At 58.7% G+C, this 24,783-nt stretch carries 19 protein-coding genes; 10 read left to right on the forward strand and 9 right to left on the reverse strand.

All coding sequences use genetic code 11. The features are described 5' to 3' along the window. Both G113_RS06145 and G113_RS21730 read left to right on the forward strand, forming a co-directional pair. On the forward strand, nt 1-1,264 hold a 1,264-nt coding region (locus G113_RS06145; protein ID WP_005895917.1), incomplete at its 5' end, for an ABC transporter permease subunit. Nucleotides 1,265-1,329: 65 nt separating this feature from the next. Beyond that, nucleotides 1,330-2,154: a hypothetical protein gene (locus G113_RS21730; protein WP_005895920.1), complete on the forward strand. Its 825-nt coding sequence runs from the start codon at nt 1,330-1,332 to the stop codon at nt 2,152-2,154. A 4-nt stretch (nt 2,155-2,158) separates the two neighbouring features. Here G113_RS21730 and G113_RS06155 read toward each other — a convergent pair whose 3' ends face one another. Both G113_RS06155 and G113_RS06160 read right to left on the reverse strand, forming a co-directional pair. Continuing rightward, complete coding sequence (locus G113_RS06155; protein WP_005895922.1) at nt 2,159-3,007, reverse strand: DUF429 domain-containing protein; 849 nt, start codon at nt 3,005-3,007, stop codon at nt 2,159-2,161. 83 nt (nt 3,008-3,090) lie between these two features. Next, nucleotides 3,091-3,654, reverse strand: coding sequence for a VC2662 family protein (locus tag G113_RS06160; protein WP_005895925.1), 564 nt, complete (start codon nt 3,652-3,654; stop codon nt 3,091-3,093). A gap of 250 nt (nt 3,655-3,904) precedes the next feature. Here G113_RS06160 and ybcJ point away from each other — a divergent pair, with 250 nt between their 5' ends. Beyond that, the gene (gene ybcJ / locus G113_RS06165) at nt 3,905-4,138 is read left to right on the forward strand and encodes a ribosome-associated protein YbcJ (protein WP_005895926.1); all 234 of its coding nucleotides are present in this window, start codon (nt 3,905-3,907) and stop codon (nt 4,136-4,138) included. A gap of 101 nt (nt 4,139-4,239) precedes the next feature. On the opposite strand, the gene G113_RS06170 is transcribed toward ybcJ, so the two are convergent. Continuing rightward, nucleotides 4,240-4,713 (reverse strand): PaaI family thioesterase, encoded by a 474-nt coding sequence (locus G113_RS06170; protein ID WP_005895929.1) that lies wholly within the window; start codon nt 4,711-4,713, stop codon nt 4,240-4,242. Between the two features lie 312 nt (nt 4,714-5,025). On the opposite strand from G113_RS06170, the gene G113_RS06175 reads away from it, so the two are divergent. Then, nucleotides 5,026-6,201 carry a hypothetical protein gene (locus G113_RS06175; protein ID WP_005895933.1) on the forward strand — a complete coding sequence of 392 codons (1,176 nt, stop codon included), beginning with the start codon at nt 5,026-5,028 and terminating at the stop codon, nt 6,199-6,201. Nucleotides 6,202-6,276: 75 nt separating this feature from the next. Here G113_RS06175 and G113_RS06180 read toward each other — a convergent pair whose 3' ends face one another. The 3 genes from G113_RS06180 to G113_RS06190 form a co-directional block, all read right to left on the reverse strand. Beyond that, on the reverse strand, nt 6,277-8,028 hold the full coding sequence (locus G113_RS06180) for an ABC transporter transmembrane domain-containing protein (protein WP_005895936.1): 1,752 nt from the start codon (nt 8,026-8,028) through the stop codon (nt 6,277-6,279). A gap of 106 nt (nt 8,029-8,134) precedes the next feature. Further along, a complete protein-coding gene (locus tag G113_RS06185) occupies nt 8,135-9,871 on the reverse strand; it encodes an ABC transporter transmembrane domain-containing protein (protein WP_005895937.1) in 1,737 nt (578 codons plus the stop codon). 222 nt (nt 9,872-10,093) lie between these two features. Then, a complete protein-coding gene (locus tag G113_RS06190; RefSeq protein ID WP_040318962.1) occupies nt 10,094-12,880 on the reverse strand; it encodes a hybrid sensor histidine kinase/response regulator in 2,787 nt (928 codons plus the stop codon). A gap of 133 nt (nt 12,881-13,013) precedes the next feature. On the opposite strand from G113_RS06190, the gene trxC reads away from it, so the two are divergent. Further along, complete coding sequence (gene trxC, locus G113_RS06195; RefSeq protein ID WP_005895941.1) at nt 13,014-13,451, forward strand: thioredoxin TrxC; 438 nt, start codon at nt 13,014-13,016, stop codon at nt 13,449-13,451. Between the two features lie 154 nt (nt 13,452-13,605). Beyond that, a complete protein-coding gene (locus G113_RS06200) occupies nt 13,606-15,012 on the forward strand; it encodes an SLC13 family permease (RefSeq protein ID WP_005895943.1) in 1,407 nt (468 codons plus the stop codon). Nucleotides 15,013-15,437: 425 nt separating this feature from the next. Here G113_RS06200 and G113_RS06205 read toward each other — a convergent pair whose 3' ends face one another. Next, nucleotides 15,438-17,912, reverse strand: coding sequence for a glycogen/starch/alpha-glucan phosphorylase (locus tag G113_RS06205; protein ID WP_005895945.1), 2,475 nt, complete (start codon nt 17,910-17,912; stop codon nt 15,438-15,440). A 427-nt stretch (nt 17,913-18,339) separates the two neighbouring features. After that, nucleotides 18,340-18,540, reverse strand: a complete 201-nt coding sequence (locus tag G113_RS06210) for a DUF4250 domain-containing protein (RefSeq protein ID WP_005895947.1) — start codon at nt 18,538-18,540, stop codon at nt 18,340-18,342. Nucleotides 18,541-18,769: 229 nt separating this feature from the next. Between G113_RS06210 and G113_RS06215 the strand changes: the two genes are divergently transcribed. Further along, a complete protein-coding gene (locus G113_RS06215; RefSeq protein WP_005895950.1) occupies nt 18,770-19,249 on the forward strand; it encodes a hypothetical protein in 480 nt (159 codons plus the stop codon). A gap of 346 nt (nt 19,250-19,595) precedes the next feature. Here the strand turns inward: G113_RS06215 and G113_RS06220 are convergent, their stop codons facing one another. Then, entirely contained in the window at nt 19,596-21,122 is a 1,527-nt protein-coding gene (locus tag G113_RS06220; RefSeq protein ID WP_005895952.1) for a fumarate hydratase, read from the reverse strand. 287 nt (nt 21,123-21,409) lie between these two features. On the opposite strand from G113_RS06220, the gene pabB reads away from it, so the two are divergent. The 3 genes from pabB to G113_RS06235 all read left to right on the forward strand — a co-directional run bounded on the left by pabB (nt 21,410) and on the right by G113_RS06235 (nt 24,780). Next, entirely contained in the window at nt 21,410-22,699 is a 1,290-nt protein-coding gene (pabB, locus tag G113_RS06225; RefSeq protein ID WP_040318965.1) for an aminodeoxychorismate synthase component I, read from the forward strand. Further along, on the forward strand, nt 22,696-23,265 hold the full coding sequence (locus G113_RS06230) for a CoA pyrophosphatase (protein ID WP_005895958.1): 570 nt from the start codon (nt 22,696-22,698) through the stop codon (nt 23,263-23,265). The genes pabB and G113_RS06230 overlap by 4 nt, the downstream gene beginning before the upstream one ends. A gap of 216 nt (nt 23,266-23,481) precedes the next feature. Then, nucleotides 23,482-24,780 carry an HAAAP family serine/threonine permease gene (locus tag G113_RS06235; protein ID WP_005895960.1) on the forward strand — a complete coding sequence of 433 codons (1,299 nt, stop codon included), beginning with the start codon at nt 23,482-23,484 and terminating at the stop codon, nt 24,778-24,780. Nucleotides 24,781-24,783 lie beyond the last annotated feature (3 nt).

Raw genomic sequence — 24,783 nt, forward strand, 5'->3', positions numbered from 1 at the left:
GGGAGAGTCCATCTATGGCCCCATCGGCATACTGCTTGGCCTGGGCTTCTGGTGCTTCCCCCATGCCTTGATGCTGCTCTGCACCACCCTGGGTACAGCGGATGCGCGTCTCTACGAGGCCGCCCGGGTGCTCAAGCTGCCAAGCTGGCGCCGTTTTGTGCTCATCACCCTGGCCAATGCCCGCTATGGCATCCTCAGCGCCCTGGTGCTGGTGTTCACCCTGGCGGTGTGCGACTTTGCCGTCGCCAAGGTGATCGGGGGTCAATATTCACTGCTCGCCACCGACATCTTCAAGCAGGTGGTCGGCCAGCAGAACTTCACCATGGGCGCGGTCACCAGCGTCTTCCTGCTGCTGCCCGCCCTGCTCGCCTTCGGCCTAGATCGCTGGCTCGCCCGTCGTCAGCGGGGACAACTGGCCAGCAACGCTGTCATCTACCGCCCCGTCCCCCATGCCCTGCGTGACGGCTGCTGCCTGATCTTCTGCTCTCTCATCGCCCTCTTCATCGTCACCCTGATAGGGGTTGCCATCTATGGATCCCTGATCAGCTTCTGGCCCTGGGATCTGACGCTCAGTCTGCGTCATTATGATTTTGCCAGCACCACCCCCTATGGCTGGCAGCCCTGGTTCAACTCCCTCACCCTGGCGGCCGGGGTCGCCCTGTTTGGCAGTGCCCTGGTGATGCTGGGCAGCTATCTGGTGGAGAAGGGGGATGGCTTTGGCTGGCTGCGCCGCCTCATCAGCCTGCTGGGGCTGCTGCCCATGGCGGTGCCCGGCATGGTGCTGGGGCTGGGCTACATCTTCTTCTTCAACCAGCCAGGCAATCCCCTCGCCCTGCTCTACGGCACCATGGCCCTGCTGGTCATCAACTCCCTGTGTCACTACTACACGGTCGGCCAGATGACGATGCAGGCCGCCCTCAAGCAGCTGCCGAGCGAGATAGAGACGGTGGCCAGCTCCCTCAAGCTGCCCCGCTACCTCACCTTCTGGCGCATCACGCTGCCGGTGTGCAGCCCGGCCCTGCTCGACGTCGCCATCTATCTGTTCGTCAATGCCCTGACCACCACCTCGGCCCTGGTCTTCCTCTATTCCCCCGATACCCTGCCCGCCGCCATCGCCATCCTCAATCTGGACGATGCGGGTCAGACCGGCAGCGCGGCCGCCATGGCCGTGCTCCTGCTGTTCACCGCCATGGCGGCCAAGGGGGTCTATTTCCTGCTGTCACACCGCCTTGGGCGGCGCACCCAGCGCTGGCGTCAGCGCTGACTCAAGGGCAAGCAAGAGACAGGGCCAGTTGGCCCTGTCCGTATCACTGAGTACATTGGAGTCTTATGTCCCCCCTCGTCTTTAGCCTGGTACTCGGCTCAGCGCTGCTGCATGTGAGCTGGAATGCCCTGATCAAGGGCGCCCGCGACAAGGGCGCCATGACGCTGCTGGTCAGCCAGGGTTGCGCCATCATCGCCCTGCCCCTGCTGCCCTGGCTTCCCCTGCCCGCCCCGGCGGCCTGGCCTTTTCTGCTGGTCTCGGCCCTGCTCCACGTCGGCTATTACCAGCTGCTGGCCAGCGCCTATGGGGCTGGCTCCCTGGCACAGCGCTATACCCTGATGCGTGGCGGCGCCATCCTGCTGCTGTTCATCCCCTCGCTGCTGCTCGAAGGTGTGCCGACAGGGCCGGCTCTGGCGGGCATCGCCCTCATCGCCGCCGCACTGATCCTGCTTGGACTCAAGGGGGTAGGAAAGCGGGATCCCAGCATCTGGCAGTGCGCCTGCCTCATCGCCTGCTACACCCTGGTCGATGGCATGGGGGCCCGGGCCAGCGGCGGTCAGCCGGTGGCCTATGTGCTCTGGTTGGTAACTCTGGAAGGGGGGCTGATGCTGGCACTGGCCCGTCGTGCCCTCGGGGGGGCGGTCTGGCCGATATTGCGGCGGGGCTGGTGGTTTGCCCTGCTGGGGGGCGCCTGCTCGACCCTGGCTTACGCCATCGTGGTGTGGGCCATGACCCAGGCGCCCCTGGCGCAGGTCAGCGCCCTGCGCGAGAGCGGCATACTCATCTCCTTCCTGATTGGCGCAGTCTGCTTTCAAGAGCGCCTCGGCCGTGGCAAATGGCTGGCAGCCCTCACCCTGCTTGGCGGCGTCTTGCTGCTGCGGCTAGGTTAGCCTGTCAGGGCACGAAGTGGTAAATCCAGCCCTCGTCCAGGGGAAAATCGGCAGGGGGGGCTTGCAAGGGAGGCAATGCTTTCACTTTATCTCCGGCAGCATATTGCAGCGCCATCAGGGCGCAGAGGGCGGCATCATATTGATCCGTACCCGGTTGCAGCGCCTCGGGCAGCAGGGCATGGATCCCGTGGCCTGCGCAAGCTCTCTTGCCACCCTGTTTGGCCAGGGCGGGGTAGACCTCAAGCAGTGCCCGGGGCGCCGCGGAGCGCTGCCGTGGCACCAGTTGCAGCGGGGCGAGGGCTGGCAGCATGGCCAGCGCCAGGGTGGCATTGTTGCCGAGCCTGTCGAAGCTCGCCGAGAGCGGTTTCTTGCGATAATGCGCATGGATCCAGCGCTCGCAGTCACGATAGGCATAGAGGTTATCTATCTCCCGCTCCGGGATGGAGATGCTTATATCCTCTCCCCTCAGCAGGGCGGTAAAGGCGCGGGGAAAGGCGAGTGGTGCATCAATTCCCAAGGCCAAGCGGGGGTGGCGCAACAAAGTCTCGACCCGCGACTTGTCTTTGAGCAGCGGCATCAGCAGCGAATGGATGTCGGGTGCTGAGCGCGAGCTGAGCCTAAACAGCGGCGAGACCCCGAGCCAGTGCAGACTCTCTTCCTCCCGACGCCACCCCACCAGCGCCACCGCCTGGGCCTTGCCCTGCCAGCCACGGACATCCCAGCCGATACCGATGGCATCCCAGTCATGCCAAGGAAGCAGATCCGCCGCAGTCGACGAACTGGCCTCCTCTTTGTTCAAGAGCTGGGGCGCCAACTCGTTATCCATCGTGTTCAGCTCTGTATTCGGGTTCATGGGGCAGATCCCCCTCATGGGTAATATGAAGGGACACAGGGTAAACAGCACGCCGTCATTCATGAAGAGATAACGGCGTTTTATCAGAAGGATTTCTTGAAGTTAATGAGCGGCAATATAGGGAAGATGCCATTTTCGGCGTAGTTGGCCAGGCCTATCTGCAGGCCGTCCAGGTGCTTGGTGGCATTGATGAAGCCTATCTGGAAGGTGGTGCGCTCGGCATAGTTGACGAAGCCGACATTGGCCAGGGCATTGCCACGGGCTATGTTGACCGCCCCCCAGTTGAGGCCTTGCACATTGTTGGTCAGGTTGACGAAACCCAGGTTCACACCCCTGTCCTGACCGTCATGCCAGTTGAGGGCGTTGATGGCAACGCCATTGAACTGATTGCGCACCCGGCCTGCGCCAAAGAAAACACCCAGTTGCAAACCGGTGAAGCTATTGACATCCGACAGGGCAAACACCGGCAGATCGAGGCCCTTCACAGAGGCGGTGCGACCATAGAGCAAGGAGGCGCGTGCGCCTTCGACCTGCTGGGAGGCGGGCAGGTTGATGCCGGGCAAGGAGATCTGGATTGGGGTCGCCGCCTCGGCCAGACTGGCGAGGGTCAGGGTGGAGCAGGCAATCAATGTGGTCAGCTTGTTCATGGGCACTCCTTGGCACGGGATCTGGGTTGATAGCCTAGCAAGCTGACATCCGGTGCACTAGCCCTGCCCGGCGGTGCTGCGACCAGTCTGGTCGAACCCCGCACCACCAGCCTGTGGCTCGCGGTTGCGGTGAACCGACGCCCTCAGTTCCTCCCAATCATGGATAGATACGGCTAACCCTTTCCATGTCCGGGGTAACTGCCTAAAATAGCCGCCCTGCGCTTATGCATCATAAAAAGAGGAAGTTCCCATGGAGACGTTTCTGCTGGAAGGTCACCCCTTCGTTGCCCTGTGCGATCTGCTCAAACACCAGGGGTGGGCCGATTGTGGCGGTGCCGCCAAGGCACTGATCGCCGAAGGCTTGGTCGAGGTAGATGGCCAGGTCGAGACTCGCAAGCGCTGCAAGATAGTGGCCGAACAAGTCGTGAACTTCAATGGCAGCAAGGTGGTGGTCAAAGCCGGCCTGAGCCCGGAGATAGCCTGATCCCCCTGTCGCCAGCGCCTGCTGGCGGCATCTGTTTGAGCACGCGTTATCCCCTGGGTGCGAAAAACGATCTTTGCTTGGGCACCGGCAGATCCTGCCGGCTAGCTGGCCTTGATTGACAGGGTCAGTGTGAAGCGCGCCACCGGTTCATCTCCACTGAGTGAAGGACAGGTAGCCACCACCTCGATTGGCCGGTTGATGCGCTGCCCGCTCGCCAGGGAGTCATCTATCATGGCATCTATCGCCGCCCCGGCTGCACAATCAAACTGAACATCCCCCTCTGGGCGCTTGAGAAAGTCTCCTTGTACATCCTTGAAGGCAAAATGCACCTTCTTGCCCCTTGCCCGCCCCTTCTCCATCACCAGCAGCCCGCCCACCAGATCGGCACCGGTTGCCAAGGCGCCAAAATACATGCTGCCCAGGTGATTGCGGGTGCGCCAGCCAAGTGGCATCCGAATGCGCAGGGCGCGTTCATCCATCCGTTCGATAACCGGGCCACAAAAGCCGATGAGAGGGATATAGCGCCAGGCGAAGAGGCGCAGGCCGAGGTTGGCTTTGAGGCGTTGCAGGTCCATTGCTAACTGATCCGATGAGTTGGTGTAAAAGAGATGTTGCCTGTATGACAATTTAGATTCAAGGGCTTATATCTTCCTCATTCAGATGATTTTCCCCCAAGCCTACTTTATGTCGTTCAAAACCTGGTTGCTAACTGCCTGAAATCGGCCCTTTTTCGCCTCCTTCTGCCCGGCTAGCTCAGCCCAGTCCGACCACAACTGACATATATAACAGTAACGTTTTCCCCCGTGTGTCACTAGGCTCTTCAGGCCTTGTTCTGGGTAGCCAGCCAGGGCCTGTCACAGAGTCATTCTCTTTAAAAGGATATTGAGATGAGTAACGATAAACAGTTGTTCAATGGCGGTGAAAGCGCAGGTACTTTCTCTTTGAGTTTCAATAACAACCGTGCCTACGAGCTCTTTGGCAAGGAGTACCTCAAGTGCTATGCAAACCTGTCAGTCCAGGGACGAATGAGCAAGCCACTCCCCTCCGGTCCCTTGAGCTACTCGGTGGATTTCGCCATGGATTGCGGTTGCAGCTCCGTCTTGACCGACTTCAACCATGCCTATCGAAAGACCTTCGGCAACCAGATCCAATTCACCCTGCGCGAGTCGGACTACAGCGCCGAAATAGTGCTCTGCCACCTCCTGTCTGAGGCGAGTCCCAACCGCCTCAACCCTCGCGATCAGTTCGCCGAAGCCCATGCCTTCTTCAACGATGCCCGCCTGTCTCAAAGCAAGTCGATCGGCGACGATCCCTATGCCGACAAGGATGGTCTGGTCGAGTTCATCGTGGCCAACGAGCTGCTGGATGATCCCGCCGTCATGGCCAAGCTGGCCGAGCAGAAGGCCTATCTCATCGCCGTCACCTCGGTGGTCACCTCCTACATCAACCGCTACGCCGAGGCCTATGGCGATCAGTACAAGACGGATGCCGACCTCTGGGCCAGGGCGCTCTCCAAGATACCCTTGATGGGGCCGAGCAAGATCGATCAGCAGAGCTACAGCCGCCACATCAAGGGGCTCAGCATCGCCACCGATTTCATCAACTTCATCATGGATGTGGTGGTGAGCCAGGGCACCACGGCGCTGTCCAGCTTCAACAAGTTCCTGGAAAAACAGGGGGACGCCATCCGTTTCGGGGTGGAGAACAACAAGGACTTCTACAAGACCATCACCGTCGGGATCACGGTTGAAGTCTTCAAGGTGGGCACCGAGCTGGTCTATGTACCCAAGATCAAGCAGTACCGCATCAACTTCGACAGGCAGAACAGCAAGTTCACCTCGGCCTGCGCCAGCGCCGAATTCGTCGATATCTACTTCAACTATCTCTACGCCGCCAACGTGTTTGACTATGAGGCGCTCAAGGATCCCGAGATCAAAAAGGATTTCGACGCCTTCATTCAAAAACAGCGCAAGGCACAGATTGAAGAGGCCGACACCTTCTTCAACGACGACTTCCCGCCCCAGCAACCCAAGCTGGAGCAGCGCAGCAAGGCAAAAGTGTAATTTTCGCCATCAGCACACCTAATAAAAACAGTCGGCCCGGGCCGACTGTTTTTTTGATTGCGTATTACCCTGCCTCTAAGCCCGCTTCTCTTCGAGCCAGGCTCCCTGGCTCTGCATCTCGAACAGCTGGGCATAGTGGCCTTGCTGGGCCATCAGCCCCTGGTGGCTGCCGCGCTCGCTCACCTGACCACGGGTCAGCAGCAGGATCTCGTCTGCATCGACTATGGTGGAGAGTCGGTGGGCAATGGCGATGGTGGTGCGCCCCCGGCGCGCCGCCGCCAGCGCCTTGGAGAGCGCCAACTCGGTCTGGGAGTCCACACTCGCGGTCGCCTCATCCAAAATGAGAATGCGCGGATCACCCACCAGGGCCCGGGCAAAGGAGAGCAACTGACGCTGACCGGCGGAAAGGTTCTTGCCCCCCTCCTCCAGCTGGGTCTCGATTCCATCCGGCAACTGGGCCACAAACTCGGCCAGTTGCACCTCATCGAGCGCCTGCCACAGCCTCGTCTCATCGATGCCTTCACGCCCCAAACGCAGGTTCTCGGCCAGGGTTCCGACGAAGATAAAGGGATCTTGCTGCACCAGACCTATGCTGCACCGTACTGCCGCCAGCGACAGAGTGGCCAAAGGCGTGTCATCGAAGCGGATCTCGCCGCTGTCTATGGGGTAAAAGCCCATCAGCAGGCTGATGATGGTGGACTTGCCGCTGCCGGTGTGGCCCACCAGCGCCAGCATCTGGCCGGGAGAGACGCTGAAGCTCACGCCCTGCAACACGGGCTGCACGCCATCGTAGGAGAAATCCACCTCATGGAAACTCACCCGGCCCGCCAGGGGAACACTCCGGCCATCGGTACTCTCGCGCCCCTCATCGAGCAGGGCGAATACCCGCTCCCCCGCGACCATGGCTTGCTGCAACTGGTTAAGCTGGTTGGTCATCTCGATGAGCGGTTCTATCATGCGGCCCAGATAACTGATGAAGGCATAGAGTACCCCCACCTGAATGGCCCCCCCCACGCCCACACCTTCATGGGCAAAGAGTGCCAGCAAGCCGATGAGCACCATCATGTAGAAGAGGTCGATGAGCGGTCGCAGCAGTATGCCGTTGATCTTGAGGCTCTTGAGCCGCGCGGCCCAGTGGTGCTGGTTTACCTCGGCAAACTGGTTGGCAAAGCGCACCTCCTGCACCATGGCCTGGATAACAGGCATCCCCTGCAAGGATTCATTGAGCCGACTGTTGATGTCCGACAGCAGGCTGCGAGTTTCGCGTACCACAGGCACACTCAACTTCTGGTAGAGCCACATCACCGCCCCCACCGCCGGCAACAGCGCCGCGCACACCAGCATCAGTCGAACGTCCAGCAGCGCCATCGAGATGAGGATGCCGCACAGAAGCACCAGCTTTTGTACCAGCAGGCCAATCACCTGCACATAGAGGTTCATGATGGCCTCGGTGTCGTTGGTGATGCGCGAGATGAGCGACCCCGAACGGTGAGTATCGAAATAACTGGCGGGCAGACGAATGGCGGTGGCAAACACCTGTTCGCGCAGGCGCTGCACCACCCCTTGGGCGATCCGGTTGAAACGCAAGGATTGCAGATAGAACCCGGCGGCCGAGAGCAGCTGCAGACCCAGATAGCTGACGCCCAGGGTGGCGATAATCGGCCAGTCGAGATTGCGCGGTGCCAAATAATCATCGATGAACAGCTTGATGATGAGCGGGCCTGCCACCTCGGCCCCGGTGGCGAGCAGCAGGCAGATCCCGGCCTGGGTCAACCAGGCAGGGTATTGAGCACAATAACTCAACAACCGTTTGATGGTCGGATTCACAGACTCTCCTCCCAATCCTGTTCCAGAGGCTGGTAGCGCACCCTGCTGATGCAGCAATCCTGCGAATAGCCAGCGTAAATGGTAAAGCCCTCTCTCATCATCGCGTTCACAGGCTCTCCTCCAGATCATGTTCCAGGCGCTGATAGCGCACCATGTCGGCATACCAGCCGTCATGGATCATCAAGGTCTCATGCCTGCCTCGTTCACTGACATGCCCCTTGTCGAGCACCAATATCTCGTTAGCCTGCTCCACCGCCGTCATCCGGTGGCTGACCAGGATCAAGGTGCGCCGGTGATCTTTCAGGGCCATCAATATCTGTTGTTCGGTCTGGGCGTCCACCGCAGAGAGCGCATCGTCGAGCACCAAGATGGGTGCGTCAAGCAGCAGCGCGCGGGCGATGGCGAGCCGCTGCTTCTGGCCGCCGGACAGGGTGACCCCCTTCTCGCCCACGTCGGTCTGATATCCCTTGGCAAAACGCACTATGTCGTCGTGCACGCAGGCGATGCGCGCCACCCGCTCAATCTCCTGCTGGCTCGCCTCGGGACGGCCCAGGGCGATGTTGGCGGCGATGGACGTGGAGAAAAGAAAAGGCTCCTGGGGCACATAGGCAAACTGGCGACGCAGCGCCTCCAGAGATAAGGCATCGATGGCATTGCCCCCCATACGGATGGTGCCCGAGCTCGGATTGGCAAGCCGCATCAACAGCTTGAGCAGGCTGCTCTTGCCGGCGCCGGTGCGGCCAACGATCCCCAGCATGCTGCCCTCGGTCAAGGTGAACTGGATGCCGGCGAGCAAGGTGCGATCCTGCAAGGCAAACCCCACCCCTTGAGCTTGCAGCGGAAAGGCGCCGGTAAAGGGCAACGGGGCCTCGGGCTCGTTAATCTCACCGTGCTCACCCAGCAGGTGTTCGATGCGCGAATAGGCAGCGCTGCCGCGCTCGATGATGTTGAACAGCCAGGCGATGGCAAACATGGGCCAGATGAGCTGGCCCAGATACATGGTAAAGCTGGTCAGCTCACCCAAGGTCATCTCATCCTTGAGCACCAGGGCACTGCCCCCCGCCACCGCCAGGAAATAAGAACAACCGATGCACAGATAGATGACAGGGTCGAACTTGGCATCGATACGCGCCACCGCCATGTTGCGTTCACCCGCCTCCCGGGTCAGTGCGGCGAATCCTTCATCTTCCAGGGATTCGACCGCATAGGACTTGAGCACTCGCACCCCAGAGAGAGCCTCCTGGGTTTTGTTGTTGAGCCGGGAGAAGGCCCCCTGAGCCGACTTGAACGCCTTGTAGATTTGCTTGCCAAAGCGGTTCATGAAGTAAGCCATCACCGGCAGGGGCAACAAAGAGAGCAACGTCAGCTGCCAGGAGTACTGGCTGCACATGATGGTGAGCACCAGAGCTCCCACCATGATGGAGTCGACCAGGGTCAATACCCCCTCGCCTGCCGTCATCTCCACCGCCTGGATATCATTGGTAGCATGGGCCATCAGATCCCCGGTGCGATGGCGCTGGTAAAAATCCGGGCTCATGCGGGTGAAATGGACGAAGAGCCGGTTGCGCAGCACATAGGCGAGCCGGTAGGAGGCACCAAACAACATCACCCGCCAGACGTAGCGCAGCAAGTAGATGATGATGCCAAGGCCAAGCAAGCCGAGCAGATACTGGTTCAGTTTGGTCTGATCGAGTTGACCACTGCCGATGCCGTCCACTACCCAGCCCACTATCTTGGGCGGGATGGCCGTCAGCAGCGCCACCACTGCCAGCAGCGAGATGGCAATGAGATAACGGCGCCACTGCTCCTTGAAAAACCAACCCAGACGAAGAAATACGCTCACACAGGATCCTTGATGATGAAGGCGGTGCCACAGGCAAGGGCCCGCATGGCGGGCGAAGAAAATACCCAAACGGGCATGGTCACAGCGCCAACATGATAGCGCGAAGTGGCTGTCGTGAGAATAATTGCTATTTGATGGGCCCTCGTTGGTCGACGCCGGTGCGAAAGACAATCAAAGAGAAGGGGCCAGCAGGCCCCTCGCGACATCTCCGGCAAACTTGGGTTAAAAGCGTGGCAGTCGCCCCTCGCCGTGCATGAGCATCTCCTTGCCATCCCCCGTCAGCAAGAAGTGGGATACCTTATCCCGGGTTTGGCTGAAGATATGCTGCAAGCGAGCCAGATCCTGTTCATTGAGCTCCTCCTCCTGATTCAATCGCCGTTCGAGTTCGGCGGCGATCAGATTGAGCCGCCTAGCAGAGATGTTGGCCGATACGCCCTTGAGGGTGTGCAGCAGCCCCATCGCCGCCTTGGGGTCTTGACGACGCAGGGCTGAGCGGATCTCCCACAGGTCATCTTTATGCTCCGCCATGAACAGTTTGAACAGGATCTGCAGCGCTTCCCTGTCCTGATCGAGCCGATGCAGAGCATCTGGCAGGTCCAGTAAATCCATGGTCTCCGGGGGCTTGACCACCACCTGACTACTCGTTGCCGGCTTGAGCCACTGGATGAGGTTATTGTAGAGATCCAGCTTGCTGACCGGCTTGGTGACATAGCCATTCATGCCAACGCCCAGGCAACGCTCCCTGTCTCCGGGCATGGCACTGGCGGTGAGGGCAATGATAGGCACATCGTGCTTGTCGACCATTTTGCGGATCTGCCGGGTCGCATCCAGACCATCCAGCACCGGCATCTGCAGATCCATCAAGATGACGTCGAACGGCTGCTCGGCGACCCTCTCCACCGCCTCGCGACCATTGCTGACCACGGTCACCTGCACATCGACCCGCTTGAGGTACTCAAGGATGAGCTGCTGGTTAACCCTATTGTCCTCCGCCAGCAGCACCCGGGTGCCCTGAAGCAGATCGTGGAAGTTCTGCTGATCCCCTTGCGCCTCAGCCTGACGCATCCGCCTGTCGAAGGAGCTGCCATTGAGCAGTTCATCCACCTTGGCGAGCAAGGCATTCTCCGTCATGGGTTTGGCGAGGAAGTGGTTGAGGCCTATGCTCTCCATCCGTACCTGCAACCCCTCCTTCGCCCAAGCGCTGGTCATCAGAATGGGGATGAGCCGCCACTGGTTGTGCTGGCTCATCTCCAACGCCAGATCCAGGCCATCTTCCTGGCCCATTCGCCAGTCGAAGATGGCCAGTTGCAGCTTATTGCCCTCTTCATGCAACACGGCACGGGCCCGCGAGACGCTGTTGGCCTGTATCACCTTGGCGCCGGATCGGCTCAACATGCCGCTGATAAGCTCGAGCACCAGCTCGTTGTCATCCATCACCAGCACGAGCGGCTCCTGTTCGAAGAAGACCCGCCGCCCCGAGACCCCATAGAGCGCCTTGTGCATCGGGATCTCGAACTGGAACAAAGAACCTACCCCCGGTTTGCTCTGCACGGTGATCTTGCCCCCCATCAGCTCCACCAGCCGCTGGGAGATATTGAGGCCAAGACCAGATCCCCCATATTTGCGGGTATTGCCCGCCTCCAACTGGGTGAAGGGCTGGAATAGCTGGGTCAGCTTCTCCTCGGCGATGCCGATGCCGGTATCACGCACGCTAAAACGCACTCGCATGGGATCAGCATTGGCGAGGGTAATGGCAACCTCCACCTCGCCACGTTCGGTGAACTTGATGGCATTGTTAACCAAGTTGACCAATACCTGGCCCAGGCGCAGGGGATCACCACGCAGAAAATCGGGTACAGCCACCGATTTGTTGATGATCACCTCAACCTGCTTGCGCTCTGCCAGGTCGGCAAACATGCCCGCCAGGGAATCTATCTGTTCGGCCAGGTCAAAATCGATCTCTTCCAGACTCAGCTTGCCGGACTCGACCTTGGTCAAATCGAGGATGTCGTTGATGAGCAGCAGCAAGGTATCCGAGGAGGACTTTATCTTGCCAAGGTAATCTCGTTGCTGCTGGCTGAGCGGCGTCTGCAGCGCCAGGGTACTGAAGCCGATGATGGCATTCATGGGGGTGCGGATCTCGTGGCTCATGTTGGCCAGAAAATCGCTTTTGGCCTGCGCCAACAACCCGGTCTCCCGGGAGAGTTCGCTCAGTCGCTGGTTGCGTCGCCAGAGAGTCAGGGCCACCAGGGCAAAACTGATCAGGGCTCCGGCCAGCACCAGCAGGAAGAAGCGGCTCTTGAGCTCCGAGGCTTGGCGGATCTTGTTCTGCTTCCAATCGACCAACCCCTCGAGCTCATGCATGTCGATCACCTGATTGCGCAGCTTGTGATAGGCACCGACCTGTTCGGTCACATCTTGCGTGAGCTGGATCAGGCTGCGCAGGGACGGCATCTTGTCGCTGTGAGTGCCCAACTGCTGGAGCAGCTGGTTGATGACCTTCTCATCGGCGGGATCCCAGTTTCGTTTCAGGTAATGAACCTGCTGGGCCAGGCGGTTCAAGGTCAGTTGCAGGCTGGCATCGGCTTGGGTATCGCTCAGTGCAGTCTGCAGCTGCTGCAGGAAGGGTCTTTCTATGTATGAGAGCCCCATATCCATGGAGGATAAGCGGGTCAAGTCGAGTAGATAGCGTTCAACGTTATGGAGCAGCGCCTGGGCATAAGGGTTGGCAGCAGAATCCGGATCCTGCTGCACTTTACGCACAAATTTGTCCAGATTGAGCGAGAGCTGTTCGAGACGTAGCTGCACCTGCTCATCATTGGCCTGCTCGTGTCCCAACAGGTAAACGGTGTCAGTATTGACCCGATTGAGAATGAGCTCGGCAGCCACACTCAAGTCGAAAGCCCGTTGCTGCTGGCTGAGCAGGCGCCAGCAGTAACCGCTAAACAGCAGCAGTGTGACGATGACCACACATAAGATCAGGCGGTTGGACCTTGTGTTACTATTCATCCCGTTTTCACTCTCATGTGTGACGTGCTCCCGCAAGACAGAAGATATCAAGGCGTGACCATGTTAGCGTCAGCTTGCCCTGAAAGTGAAATATATGTGATAAATCAGCGCACAACAGATAGAGGAGCATCCCATGACGAGCATCACCACCTATTGTAGTCAGTGCCGGACTCGAAACCGGCTGCCCACTGAAAAATCCCCCGAGGATGCCAAGTGTGGCCGCTGTGGCCAGCCGTTGTTTGCCCACACCCCCATAGAGGGGGATGCGGCACACTTCGACAGCCTGATCCAGTCCGATCTGCCCGTGGTGGTTGATTGCTGGGCCAGCTGGTGCGGCCCCTGCCAGCAGTTCGCCCCCATCTTTGCCGAGGTCGCCCGGGAACTCGAACCGGGGGTGCGCTTCGTCAAGCTCGATACCGAGCAACAACCCCAGATAGCGGCCCGCTACAGCATTCGCAGCATACCGACCCTGCTGCTGTTTCGCCATGGCCGCCTCATCGCCCAGCAGGCGGGTTCCATGCCGAAAATGGTGTTCAAACAGTGGTTGGCCGAAAAAACAACCTCTGATTGATAATGCATTGTTTTTAAAATGTTTGCCGAATGTAACGCGAGTACAAGGCTCTGTGAGCCTCCCCAAAATTTGGTGATCTGGCCCTGTTTGAAACGCGCCAATGAACGTAATCTCGGCAACACAACAACAACCATAAATTAACCGAGAACGCCTTATGCAAAGCTCTGTCGAACCCAAGGTCACCCAAGACCCCGCCCCGAATGCACAGTCCCGCTGGCTCGACATCAGATCCGGCATCGTCATCGCCGATATACTGCTGTTGTGCGCCATGCTGGCATGGCTGCCCTTTGATCCCATGGTCAACAAGGGGCTGGGTATCCTGGTCTTCATCGCCATTCTCTGGCTGACCGAGGCGTTGCATGTCACGGTTACCGCCCTGCTCATTCCCCTGCTCGCGACCCTGCTTGGGGTATTCGACATGGCCAAGTCGCTGACCGATTTTGCCAACCCCATACTGTTCCTCTTCTTCGGCGGCTTTGCGCTGGCTGCCGCCCTCTCCAAACAGGGGCTGGACCGCTTGATGGCCGCCAAGGTGATGCAGCTGGCTCGCGGCCACCTCGTCTGGGGCGCCATCTTGCTGTTCACCATCACGGCGGCCATGTCGATGTGGATCAGCAACACGGCCACCGCCGCCATGATGCTCCCCTTAGGGGTAGGTCTGCTGTCACAACTCGACAGCCAGCGGGATCGCCGTACCTATGTGTTCGTGCTGCTTGGCATCGCCTACAGCGCCAGCATTGGGGGCATTGGTACGCTAGTTGGCAGCCCACCCAATGCCATCGCGGCAGCCCAGATGGGTATCAGCTTCACCGACTGGATGAAGTTCGGCATGCCGGTCGTGCTCATTCTGATGCCCTGCGGCATCGCCCTGCTCTACCTGGTTACCCGTCCAGATCTGAGTCATAGGGTTGAAAGTCAGCAGGTCACCATCCGCTGGACCCGGGATCGCAAAGCGACCCTGACCATCTTCCTGATCACTGTTGTGCTCTGGATAGGCTCCCAGCCCATCGCCAAGGCGCTTGGCGGCATCCCTCAGTTCGATAGCTTGATCGCCATCGGCGCCATCATCGCCATCGCCATCAGCCGGGTCGCCAGCTGGGATGACATCAACCAGAACACCGATTGGGGCGTTCTGATGCTGTTTGGCGGCGGCCTGACCCTGAGCGCCATTCTCAAAGCCACAGGTACCAGCGCCTTTTTGGCAGAGCACCTCTCCGAGCTGCTGGCCCACGCCAACCTGTTCATCGTGCTGCTGATCCTGGCTGCCTTCGTGGTGTTCCTGACCGAACTGGTCTCCAACACGGCGACCGCGGCCCTGCTGATCCCTCTGTTTGCCGGGGTGGCCGAAGCACTGGGCGTCTCTCCCGTGGTGATGTCAGTGCTGATTGCCATCGGTGCCTCCTGTGCCTTCATGTTGCCCGTTGCCACGCCGCCCAACGCCATTGTCTTTGCCAGCGGCCATATTCAGCAGCGAGAGATGATGCGCGCCGGTCTGGCCCTGAACCTGGTGTTCACCCTGCTGCTCGCCATCCTAGCCTATTTTGTAGGAGATATTCTCTAACGCCTACCGAGTCCTCCAGCCAGCCCCCGCATCACGGGGGCTTTTTTATGACGTATCCCGACAGGTTAATGACCTGCCAGCATGAAGCCGCATGCAGCGCATCCCACCAGAGACGCGAAATCTAAGGCCGCGGGCCTTGGCGCAGGGACATCTGGCGAGACAGGTCGCACCTTGGGCCGATAAGCCCCGCGCCTCCCCATCGCCTTAGCGGCGACAGCTCGGCTCAGTCAGCCCTCCCCGAGCGCGGGCTCTAGCTCTAGTCTGGCCAGCGCCAGGGCTTGCCCCCTGCCCGGCTCACGCCAAGCCAAGCCAAGCCAAGCCAAGCCAAGCCAAGCCAAGCCAAGCGAGATTGGCGCACGCTTGTCAGCGGATCGCTCGCATAAAAAAGCCCCCGCATTGCGGGGGCTTAGAACACATGGGCTGTATCAACCGACTTTACAGCGCTCGAGTTTCCAGATCCGCTCGACATAATCCTGAATGGATCTGTCCGAGTTGAACTTGCCCATGGTCGCCGAGTTGATGATCGCCTTCTTGGCCCAGAGCGCCGGATCCCGATACCAGCTATCCACCAGTTGATGCGCTTCCGAGTAGGCAGCAAAGTCGGCAAGGGTCAGGTAAGGATCGCCCCCTTCCAGCAGGGAGCGCTTGATGGAGGAGAGCTCTCCGGGCTTGCCCGGGGTGAAGTAGTCGGTATCGAACCAGTCCAGCACCGCCTTGAGCTCGGAATTGGCGTAGTAGAAGTCATAGGGGTTGTAGCCCCGCGCCTTGAGGGCCTTCACCTCATCCACGTTCAGCCCGAAGATGGCACAATGCTCGGCACCCGCCTCCTCCACTATCTCTATGTTGGCGCCATCCAGGGTGCCTATGGTGATGGCACCGTTCAATGCCAGCTTCATGTTGCCGGTGCCCGATGCCTCGTAGCCGGCGGTAGAGATCTGCTCGGACACGTCGGCGGCGGGGATCATCTTCTCCGCCAGACTGACCCGGTAGTTCGGCATGAACACAACCTTCAACTTGCCCTGGATACGGGTATCGTTGTTGACCCGCTCCGCCAGCTTGTTGATGGCATAGATGATGTCTTTGGCCAGCTTGTAGCCAGGGGCTGCCTTGGAGCCGAAGATGAACACCCTTGGGTGCATGTCATAGTCCGGATTGGCCAGCAGACGACGATAGAGCGCCATGATGTGGATCAGATTCAGCTGCTGACGCTTGTACTCATGCAGGCGCTTGATCTGGATATCGAAGATGGCATTGGCATCCACCTCGATCCCGGTCTCGGCCTTGATCACCTTGACCAGTTTTTCCTTGTTATGACGCTTGATGGTCATGAACTGCTGCTGGAACGCCTTGTCGTCGGCAAACTTGACCACGCCGCGCAGTTTGTCCAACTGCAATGGCCACTCCTTGCCTACCACCTCGTCATAGAGGGCGGCGAGCTCCGGGTTACAGGCAAGCAACCAGCGACGCGGGGTGACCCCGTTGGTGACATTGCACATTTTATCAGGCCAGAGGGCGGCAAATTCGGGGAAGAGATCCTCTTTCACCAGCTTGGAGTGGATCTCGGCCACGCCGTTGACCTTGGCAGAGCCGATGACACAGAGATTGCCCATGCGCACCTTGCGCACCTCCCCCTCTTCGATGATGGAGAGTTTGGCCTTGATGACATCATCACCCGGCCACTTGGCTTCGACCAGATCGCCGAGGAAGCGGGCGTTGATCTCGTAGATGATCTCGAGATGGCGGGGCAGCACCTTCTCGAACAGATTGACACTCCACTTCTCCAGGGCTTCTGGCAGCAAGGTGTGGTTGGTGTAGGAGAAGACCTGATAGCAGATGGTCCAGGCGGCATCCCAGTTCAAGTCTTCCTCATCCACCAGCACCCGCATCAGCTCAGGGATGGCCACGGTCGGGTGGGTATCGTTGAGCTGAATAGCAATTTGCGCGGCAAAATTGCTGAAGTCACTGCCATGCACCCGCTTGTAGCGGCGCATGATGTCCTTGATGGAGCAGGCGCAGAAGAAGTACTGCTGGATCAGGCGCAGCTCTTTGCCCGCATCCGTCTCATCATTGGGGTAAAGCACCTTGGAGATGGTCTCGGCCTGGGCCTTCTCGGCCTGGGAGTCGACATAGCCCCCTGCGTTGAACACATCCCAATCGAAGAACTCAGAGGCACGAGACTCCCACAACCGCAATATGTTGACGGTGTGACCGCCGAACCCGACCACGGGAATATCCCAAGGCACCCCTTTGATCTTGCGACCGGCATGCCACACCTTCTTCAGGCCACCCTTGTCGCCAAAGACCGTCTCGACGTAGCCATACAGGGGGATCTCCTGCACCGACTCGGGACGGCAGATCTCCCAGGGGTTGCCATATTCACGCCAGGAGTCCGGGCGCTCAATCTGGCGACCATCCTGGATCTCCTGGCGAAATAGACCGTGCTCATAGTGCAGGCCATAGCCCACCGCCGGGTAGTTCAGGGTCGCGAGGGAATCGATGAAACAGGCGGCGAGTCGACCCAGACCACCGTTGCCAAGCGCCATGTCAGGCTCCTGCTCGCACAGGTCGGTCAGCTCCAGACCCAGCTCGCGCAGCGCCTCTTCACACACACTATAAAGGGATAGGTTGTGCAGGTTGTTGGAGGTCAGCCGCCCCATCAGGAATTCGGCCGAGAAGTAGTGGATAGCTCGGGTATCTTTGTTGAAATGAGTCTGCTGGGTGCGGGTCAGCCGTTCGTAGACCTGCTCATTGACGGCAGCGGCGGTTGCCTTCCACCAGGCTTGAGGTGAGGCTTTCTGCTCGCTGGTGCCCAGTGTCGAGCGCAGATGGCGCACTATGCTCGCCTTGAGCTGATCCTTGTTCAGTTGCAGGTCCAGCTCTGTCTTCTTCTTGGTAGCCATAACGCTGTTTCCTTCGTTACTTAATAATAATTTGATTACCCGCCAGGGACCGGGATTATTGTTATCTGAGAATATGTTCCGGCGTGGGCATACTAGCTAATGACGTTGCCAGAAAAGTTAACGCAAGTCACAGTTTAATGTATGGAAATGACAGTTTTGCCATGAAAACCCTTTCCTGGCACCCTTCCATGAAAAACACAAAAACCATTAAATTTCATTAAGTTATAAATAAATCAAAAAATAAAAATCGTGAATAGGTTTTCAGAGCTTGCATGGATTTTTTATGGCTTGAAAATATCTGAAAATAGTCAAATGCTTGAAATCGTTTTCAATTCAACGCCATCAACAGTCCCCCGCCAGATTGCAAAAGCAGCCGCCCAATAGGCGGCTGCTTTATCCCGACGAGTTAACCGAATTTAAACCGGACTCACAACAGCCCGGATTTAAACTGGTTGCTGACACCGTCATATTGATAACCAATCTGCTGCAGGCGGGTGGCAAGCTGATCCTCGCTCATGTCGTAGTAAGCAAGCAGTTCATCGAGATTGTCGCATTCGAGCCTTAGCTTCTCATTGACTATGCCTAGCAAGATATTGGCATCTAGGCGCTGCAAAGTACTGGCATCCATGGTTCAGCTCCTCTGTTAAACACAGTATAACCATGGCCCTTTATCGCAGACCTGTCCATTTTGCATACAAGCCATGTCCCTGAGTAAAAAATAAAAACCATACATATCAAAATATTATGAATTCACCTGGATATCTGCGTCACATTTTTGAGCACAAATGACTTGTCTGAGGGACTAGATACAACTACTGTATACCCATACAGCATGGTAATTCATACAGGAAACGCAGATGAACCAGCCAATGAGCCGCCCTCTTGCTCCCCTTATCGCCGGACTGACCCAACCCTGGCCGACCCGCTATCTGAGTCGCCGGCCAAGTTCCCCAGCCTCGGGGGCCGAGTTCAATGGCTCGCAACTGCTGGGCGCACTGAGCCAGGCGAGCCAAGCGGCAAAAGGCTGGATCCTGCTGATAGCCCCCCCGGGCCTGCCGATTGCGGCACAACTGCAAGCCAACGGCATCAATCCAGCCCATGTGCTGGTTGTCCATGGTCACAAGATAAAGAACTGGCAGCGCACCCTGGAACAAGCCCTCAGTCAGAGCCGCTGTGCCGCAGTGCTGACCTGGTTACCGGAAACCATCAGTCTGGACACAGGTCGATTGCATCACCTGAGCCAGCACCATGGGGTGCTAACCCACTATTTTCATGCTCAGAACGCCACCGACAAGGCCGTGCACTATGCAGGGCAAGATATCTACCTCAACCACTGACTCTTCGTAGGGACGAGACAACGGCATGCTGCCCTTCGGAGTCTCACTATCGGGTTCAGCCTGATCGCTGTCATGATGAAAGCCACGATCTGCCAGCCCTGTGATGGTGTTGTGCGTTCCGTTAGCGGTCGTTTTGCTGGGACTGGGACGCCGAGGTTCAATTTTTTTCTCAGCCCTGTCAGTGACAGTGCGTCTCATCCTCGGAAATAGAGGAGAGCAGATTGGCTGATGAACGCTAACACCGGCAGCTCGTCAAAATAAAACGGCGGCCCTGGGGCCGCCGTTTAAGCTGATGCGCGTGCCAGGTCATGTGCTGATAAACCTGGTCTGGCGCTTCTTTTATGGCTCAGGAAGAGAGCTTGCCGTCGAGCTCGGCAATCTTGGCTGACCAGATGGCCGGGCCAGTCTCGTGGACATTGTTGCCACTGGCATCCACGGCCACAGTGACCGGCATGTTCTCCACCTCGAATTCATAGATGGCCTCCATGCCAAGGTCGGCAAACGCCACTACCCGAGCCTTCTTGATGGCCTTGGCCACCAGATAGGCAGCGCCACCAACGGCCATCAAATAGACGGCTTTGTGCTGGCGAATACTCTCGACCGTTGCCGGACCGCGTTCCGATTTGCCTATCATGCCGATAAGCCCCGTCTCGCCCAGCATCATCTCGGTAAACTTGTCCATCCGGGTCGAGGTGGTAGGGCCCGCCGGGCCGACCACTTCGTCACGCACAGCATCTACCGGGCCGACGTAATAGATGAAGCGGTTGGTGAAATCGACCCCCGCTGGCAGACCTTCGCCGTTTTTCAACATGTCGGCGATACGCTTGTGGGCGGCGTCGCGTCCGGTCAGGATCTTGCCAGAGAGCAGCACGGTTTCGCCGCTCTGCCAGGTAGCTATCTCATCACGAGTCACCGTATCCACATTGACCCGGCGCACATTGTCGCCCACTTCCCAGGTGATCTCGGGCCAGTCGGCCAGTGAAGGCGCAGCCAATTCGGCAGGGCCAGTGCCATCGAGTTCGAAGTGAACATGGCGGGTGGCGGCGCAGTTGGGGATCATCACCACCGGCTTCGAAGCGGCATGGGTCGGCGCTGACTTTATCTTCACATCCAGTACTGTGGTGAGGCCGCCCAGCCCCTGGGCACCGATACCAAGTTTGTTGACCTTGTCATGGAGCTCGAGACGAAGCTTCTCTTCCGTGGTCTGGGCTCCGCGCGCCTTGAGCTCTTGAATGTCGATGTGCTCCATCAAAGACTCTTTGGCCAGCACGGCAGCCTTCTCGGCGGTGCCGCCGATGCCGATCCCCAACATGCCGGGAGGGCACCAGCCCGCGCCCATGGTCGGCACCGTTTTCAGCACCCACTCGACGATATCGTCCGAGGGGTTGAGCATCGCCATCTTGGATTTGTTCTCGGAACCACCGCCCTTGGCCGCCACACTCACCTCAACCTTGTCACCCGGCACCATGTCGATATGCACCACGGCAGGGGTGTTGTCCTTGGTGTTTTTACGGCTACCGGCCGGGTCGGCCACTATGCTGGCCCGCAGCGGGTTGTCCGGATTGGTGTAAGCGCGGCGTACCCCTTCGTCCACCATCTGTTGCACGGTGAGATCAGAATCCCACTGCACCTGCATACCGATTTTGACAAAGCAGGTCACAATACCTGTGTCCTGACAGAGCGGACGGCGCCCTTCGGCAGCCATGCGGGAGTTGATCAGGATCTGGGCCAGGGCATCCTTGGCCGCCGGGTTGGCTTCCTTGTCATAGGCCTCTTTCATGGCATTGACGAAATCGAGGGGGTGGTAGTAGGAGATGTACTGCAGGGCGTCGGCGACGGAATCGATAAAATCCTGTTTTTTTATGATGCTCATATCATCCTCACTGGTCCTTGTCTTCACGAACGGCAGCAAAGCAAGGGCTTCCATATTGGCCGCGCCAGGGAGAGGCATTCAAGTCCCTTCCAATGTCGGGGCGCGGCGTGTTTTTTCTAACATTCGCGGCCACTATGATACGCTTGCCACCCCATACCGGCTAGGGACCAGCACGCAAACTGTTGCCTGTGTAACAAAAAATGAAACCAGACCTGCACATTCATCCTCTCCCCGACGCAAGTGACGCGGCGACCCTGTTTGCCCGGCTGCACCATCAGCCCTGGGCCATGCTGCTCGAATCCATGGGCCCCATGGGCCCGGACAACCGCTTCGACATCATCACCGCCGAGCCACGGGCGACCCTGACCACCCGGAGTAGGTTGACCCAAAGGTGGCAAGATGGTGCATCACAGACCTTGCCGGGAGACCCGCTCAGCCTGTTGGCAAAGACCCAGCAAGCGCTGCTCGGGGAGCTCGTCTCCCCTGGCTGCGATCTGCCTTTTATCGGCGGCGCCTTGGGTCTGTTTGGTTACGATCTGGGGCGACACTTCGAGCAACTCCCCGAGCAAGCCGAGGCCGATTTGACCATCCCCGACATGGCGGTCGGTATCTATGACTGGGCCCTCATTCATGACAAGGCCCGACAACAGTGGCAGTTGGTCCATTGGGGTTCAGAAGCCGGACTGGCGCGCCGTCTCGTCTGGTGGAATAAGCAGCGAGCGCCAGAGCCATCAGCCTTCCAGCTGCTTGGCCCCTGGCAGAGCAACATGAGCCGCCACGACTATGGCGCCAAATTCGCCCGCATTCAGGATTACCTGGCCGCTGGGGATTGCTACCAGATCAATCTCACCCAGCGTTTCAGCGCGCCTTATCAAGGGGATGAGTGGCTCGCCTACCTGAGGTTGCGCGCGGCCAACGCCGCCCCCTTTTCCGCCTTCCTCAGGCTGCCGGACAGCGCCATACTGAGCCTCTCCCCCGAGCGTTTCCTGCTGCTTGATGGCCGCCATATAGAGACCAAACCCATCAAGGGCACCCGCCCCCGCCAGCCAGATCCCCTGGCCGATGCCGCCAGCGCCCGTGAGCTGGCTCAGGCCGAGAAGGATAGATCGGAGAATTTGATGATCGTGGATTTGCTGCGCAACGACATAGGCCGGGTCAGTCGACCGGGCACCGTCTGCGTGCCACAGCTGTTTGCGGTCGAATCCTTCCCGGCGGTCCATCACCTGGTGTCAACCATTCATGGTGAGCTGGATGCTCGTTGGCAAGGGGTGGATCTGCTGCGTGCCTGCTTCCCTGGCGGCTCCATCACGGGGGCTCCCAAGATCCGTGCCATGGAAATCATCGAGGAGCTCGAACCCCACAGACGCAACGGTTACTGCGGCAGCATTGGCTACCTGAGCCAGCACGGCCGCATGGATACCAGTATCTGTATCCGCACCTTGCTCGCCACCGAAGGGAGCCTTTATTGCTGGGCGGGAGGGGGCATCATTGCCGACTCCGAGGTCGACAGTGAATACCAGGAGACCTTTGACAAGCTGGCCCGGATCCTGCCCCTGCTCGAGCAACCATCGTCATGACCCACGCCGAGCTGCTGACCCGCTTTTTATTACAGAGCTCCCCGAGCGCCCCTCTGCGCTCCCCTGCCCCGGCACTGAGCCCTGCTGCGGTGTTGATACCTCTGGTCGAGCGAGCCGATGGCCTGCATCTATTGCTCACCGAGCGCAGCCGACACCTTCGCCACCACGCCGGGGAGATAAGTTTTCCGGGCGGGCGCCAGGATCCGGGGGATGACGACCTCTACCAGACGGCGCTGCGGGAGACCCATGAAGAGATAGGCATCGCCGCCGATCAGATCCGGCTGTTTGGTCATCTGCCCAGGCTACCCACTGTATCGCGCTTCGAGGTGTTGCCCGTAGTGGGTCTGCTCAACGCCGATTACCGGTTGCAGCTGAATGCCGATGAGGTCACCGCGGCCTTCGAAGTCCCCCTCTGGCACCTGCAAGACCTTGGCAACTATGTCAGTATGCCAATAGAGCGCCGTGGCCAACACTACACGCTCCACTGGATCCCCTGGCAACACAGATACATCTGGGGAGCCACCGCCAGCATGATCCGCCAGCTGGTCACCCAGACAGCGAAATAACATTTTATTGACATAATTTCGAGCCAAATGCGGGATTTAACATTCAAATAACACCGCAAATGATAAACAAAAATTGAAATTATCTTCTTTTGATCACGTTTCCATAAAAAAGTACGGGTTTCGACGATGGAAAAGTGAATTTGATCAACATTTTTACCTGCAAAGCCAGTATCCTTGCGCCGGATTAATAAAAACTACACATCTGGGGTCAGACACATGTCAAATACCGTCTCTCACGCACAGGACGCTGCGGTCGCCAAGGAGCAAGGAACAAGCTCCGTTCAATCTCGTAGTTGGGGAAAACAGGACACCACCTGGGTCATCAGCCTGTTTGGTACCGCCGTCGGTGCCGGCATCCTGTTCTTGCCAATCAATGCGGGTATGGGTGGCTTCTGGCCGCTGGTCTGCATGGCGCTGCTGGTCGGTCCCATGACCTATCTGGCACACCGTGGCCTGGCCCGTTTCGTGCTTTCTTCCAAGAAGCCGAACGCGGATATCACTGAAGTCGTCGAAGAGCACTTCGGCGTCGGCGCCGGCAAGCTCATCACGCTGCTCTACTTCTTTGCCATCTACCCCATAGTGCTGATCTACGGCGTGGGCATCACCAACACGGTCGACAGCTTCATCGTCAACCAGTTGCACATGACGCCGCCACCGCGCTGGATCCTCTCCATCGTGCTGATCATGGGCATGATGTCCGTGATGCTGGCCGGTGAGAAGCTGATGCTCAAGGTGACCCAGTTCCTGGTCTATCCCCTGATTGCCATACTGGCAGGTATCTCCCTCTACCTGATCCCGGAGTGGAGCGGTGCCGCTCTCTCCCAGGTCCCCTCCGGCAAGGATTTCGCAACCACCCTGTGGCTGACCATCCCTGTACTGGTGTTCTCCTTCAACCACAGCCCGGCCATCTCCAGCTTCGCTCTGGCGCAACGTCGCGAGCACGGCGACAATGCCGTGGCCAAGTCCGATGCCATCTTGAAGCGTACCGCCATGTTGCTGCTGGGCTTCGTGATGTTCTTCGTCTTCTCCTGCGTCATGAGTCTGAGCCCGGCTCAGCTGGCTGAAGCCAAGGCCCAGAACATCGCCGTTCTCTCCTACCTGGCCAACCAGCACGAGAGTCCGATCATCTCCTACTTCGGTCCGCTGGTTGCTTTCGTGGCCATAGTGTCCTCCTTCTTCGGTCACTATCTGGGTGCTCGTGAAGGTCTCAAAGGCCTGATCGTTCAGCAGATCCGTGGCACAGGTAAAGAGCCGAACCATAAACTGATCGACATGATCATCATCGGCTTCTTCGTCATCACCCTCTGGGTCGTTGCCGTGGTCAACCCCTCTATCCTGGGCATGATCGAATCCCTGGGTGGCCCCATCATCGCCACCATACTGTTCATCATGCCGATGTACGCCATCAAACGCGTCCCGGCCATGGCCAAGTATCAGGGTCAGATCAGCAACGTGTTCGTGACCGCCATGGGCCTCATCGCCATCTCCGCCATCCTTTATCAGCTGTTTGGCTAAGCC

Origin of the sequence: Aeromonas molluscorum 848 (genome assembly GCF_000388115.1) — a bacterium.
Lineage (GTDB): Bacteria > Pseudomonadota > Gammaproteobacteria > Enterobacterales > Aeromonadaceae > Aeromonas > Aeromonas molluscorum.

Coding starts and splice junctions, on each gene's coding strand:
- G113_RS06230 (WP_005895958.1), top strand. CDS start 22,696: ATGACCCACGCCGAGCTGCTGACCCGCTTTTTATTACAGAGCTCCCCG.
- G113_RS21730 (WP_005895920.1), top strand. CDS start 1,330: ATGTCCCCCCTCGTCTTTAGCCTGGTACTCGGCTCAGCGCTGCTGCAT.
- G113_RS06205 (WP_005895945.1), bottom strand. CDS start 17,912: ATGGCTACCAAGAAGAAGACAGAGCTGGACCTGCAACTGAACAAGGAT.
- G113_RS06215 (WP_005895950.1), top strand. CDS start 18,770: ATGAACCAGCCAATGAGCCGCCCTCTTGCTCCCCTTATCGCCGGACTG.
- G113_RS06175 (WP_005895933.1), top strand. CDS start 5,026: ATGAGTAACGATAAACAGTTGTTCAATGGCGGTGAAAGCGCAGGTACT.
- G113_RS06190 (WP_040318962.1), bottom strand. CDS start 12,880: ATGAATAGTAACACAAGGTCCAACCGCCTGATCTTATGTGTGGTCATC.
- G113_RS06220 (WP_005895952.1), bottom strand. CDS start 21,122: ATGAGCATCATAAAAAAACAGGATTTTATCGATTCCGTCGCCGACGCC.
- G113_RS06155 (WP_005895922.1), bottom strand. CDS start 3,007: ATGAACCCGAATACAGAGCTGAACACGATGGATAACGAGTTGGCGCCC.
- G113_RS06210 (WP_005895947.1), bottom strand. CDS start 18,540: ATGGATGCCAGTACTTTGCAGCGCCTAGATGCCAATATCTTGCTAGGC.
- pabB (WP_040318965.1), top strand. CDS start 21,410: ATGCTGCTCGAATCCATGGGCCCCATGGGCCCGGACAACCGCTTCGAC.
- trxC (WP_005895941.1), top strand. CDS start 13,014: ATGACGAGCATCACCACCTATTGTAGTCAGTGCCGGACTCGAAACCGG.
- G113_RS06170 (WP_005895929.1), bottom strand. CDS start 4,713: ATGGACCTGCAACGCCTCAAAGCCAACCTCGGCCTGCGCCTCTTCGCC.
- G113_RS06200 (WP_005895943.1), top strand. CDS start 13,606: ATGCAAAGCTCTGTCGAACCCAAGGTCACCCAAGACCCCGCCCCGAAT.
- ybcJ (WP_005895926.1), top strand. CDS start 3,905: ATGGAGACGTTTCTGCTGGAAGGTCACCCCTTCGTTGCCCTGTGCGAT.
- G113_RS06235 (WP_005895960.1), top strand. CDS start 23,482: ATGTCAAATACCGTCTCTCACGCACAGGACGCTGCGGTCGCCAAGGAG.
- G113_RS06160 (WP_005895925.1), bottom strand. CDS start 3,654: ATGAACAAGCTGACCACATTGATTGCCTGCTCCACCCTGACCCTCGCC.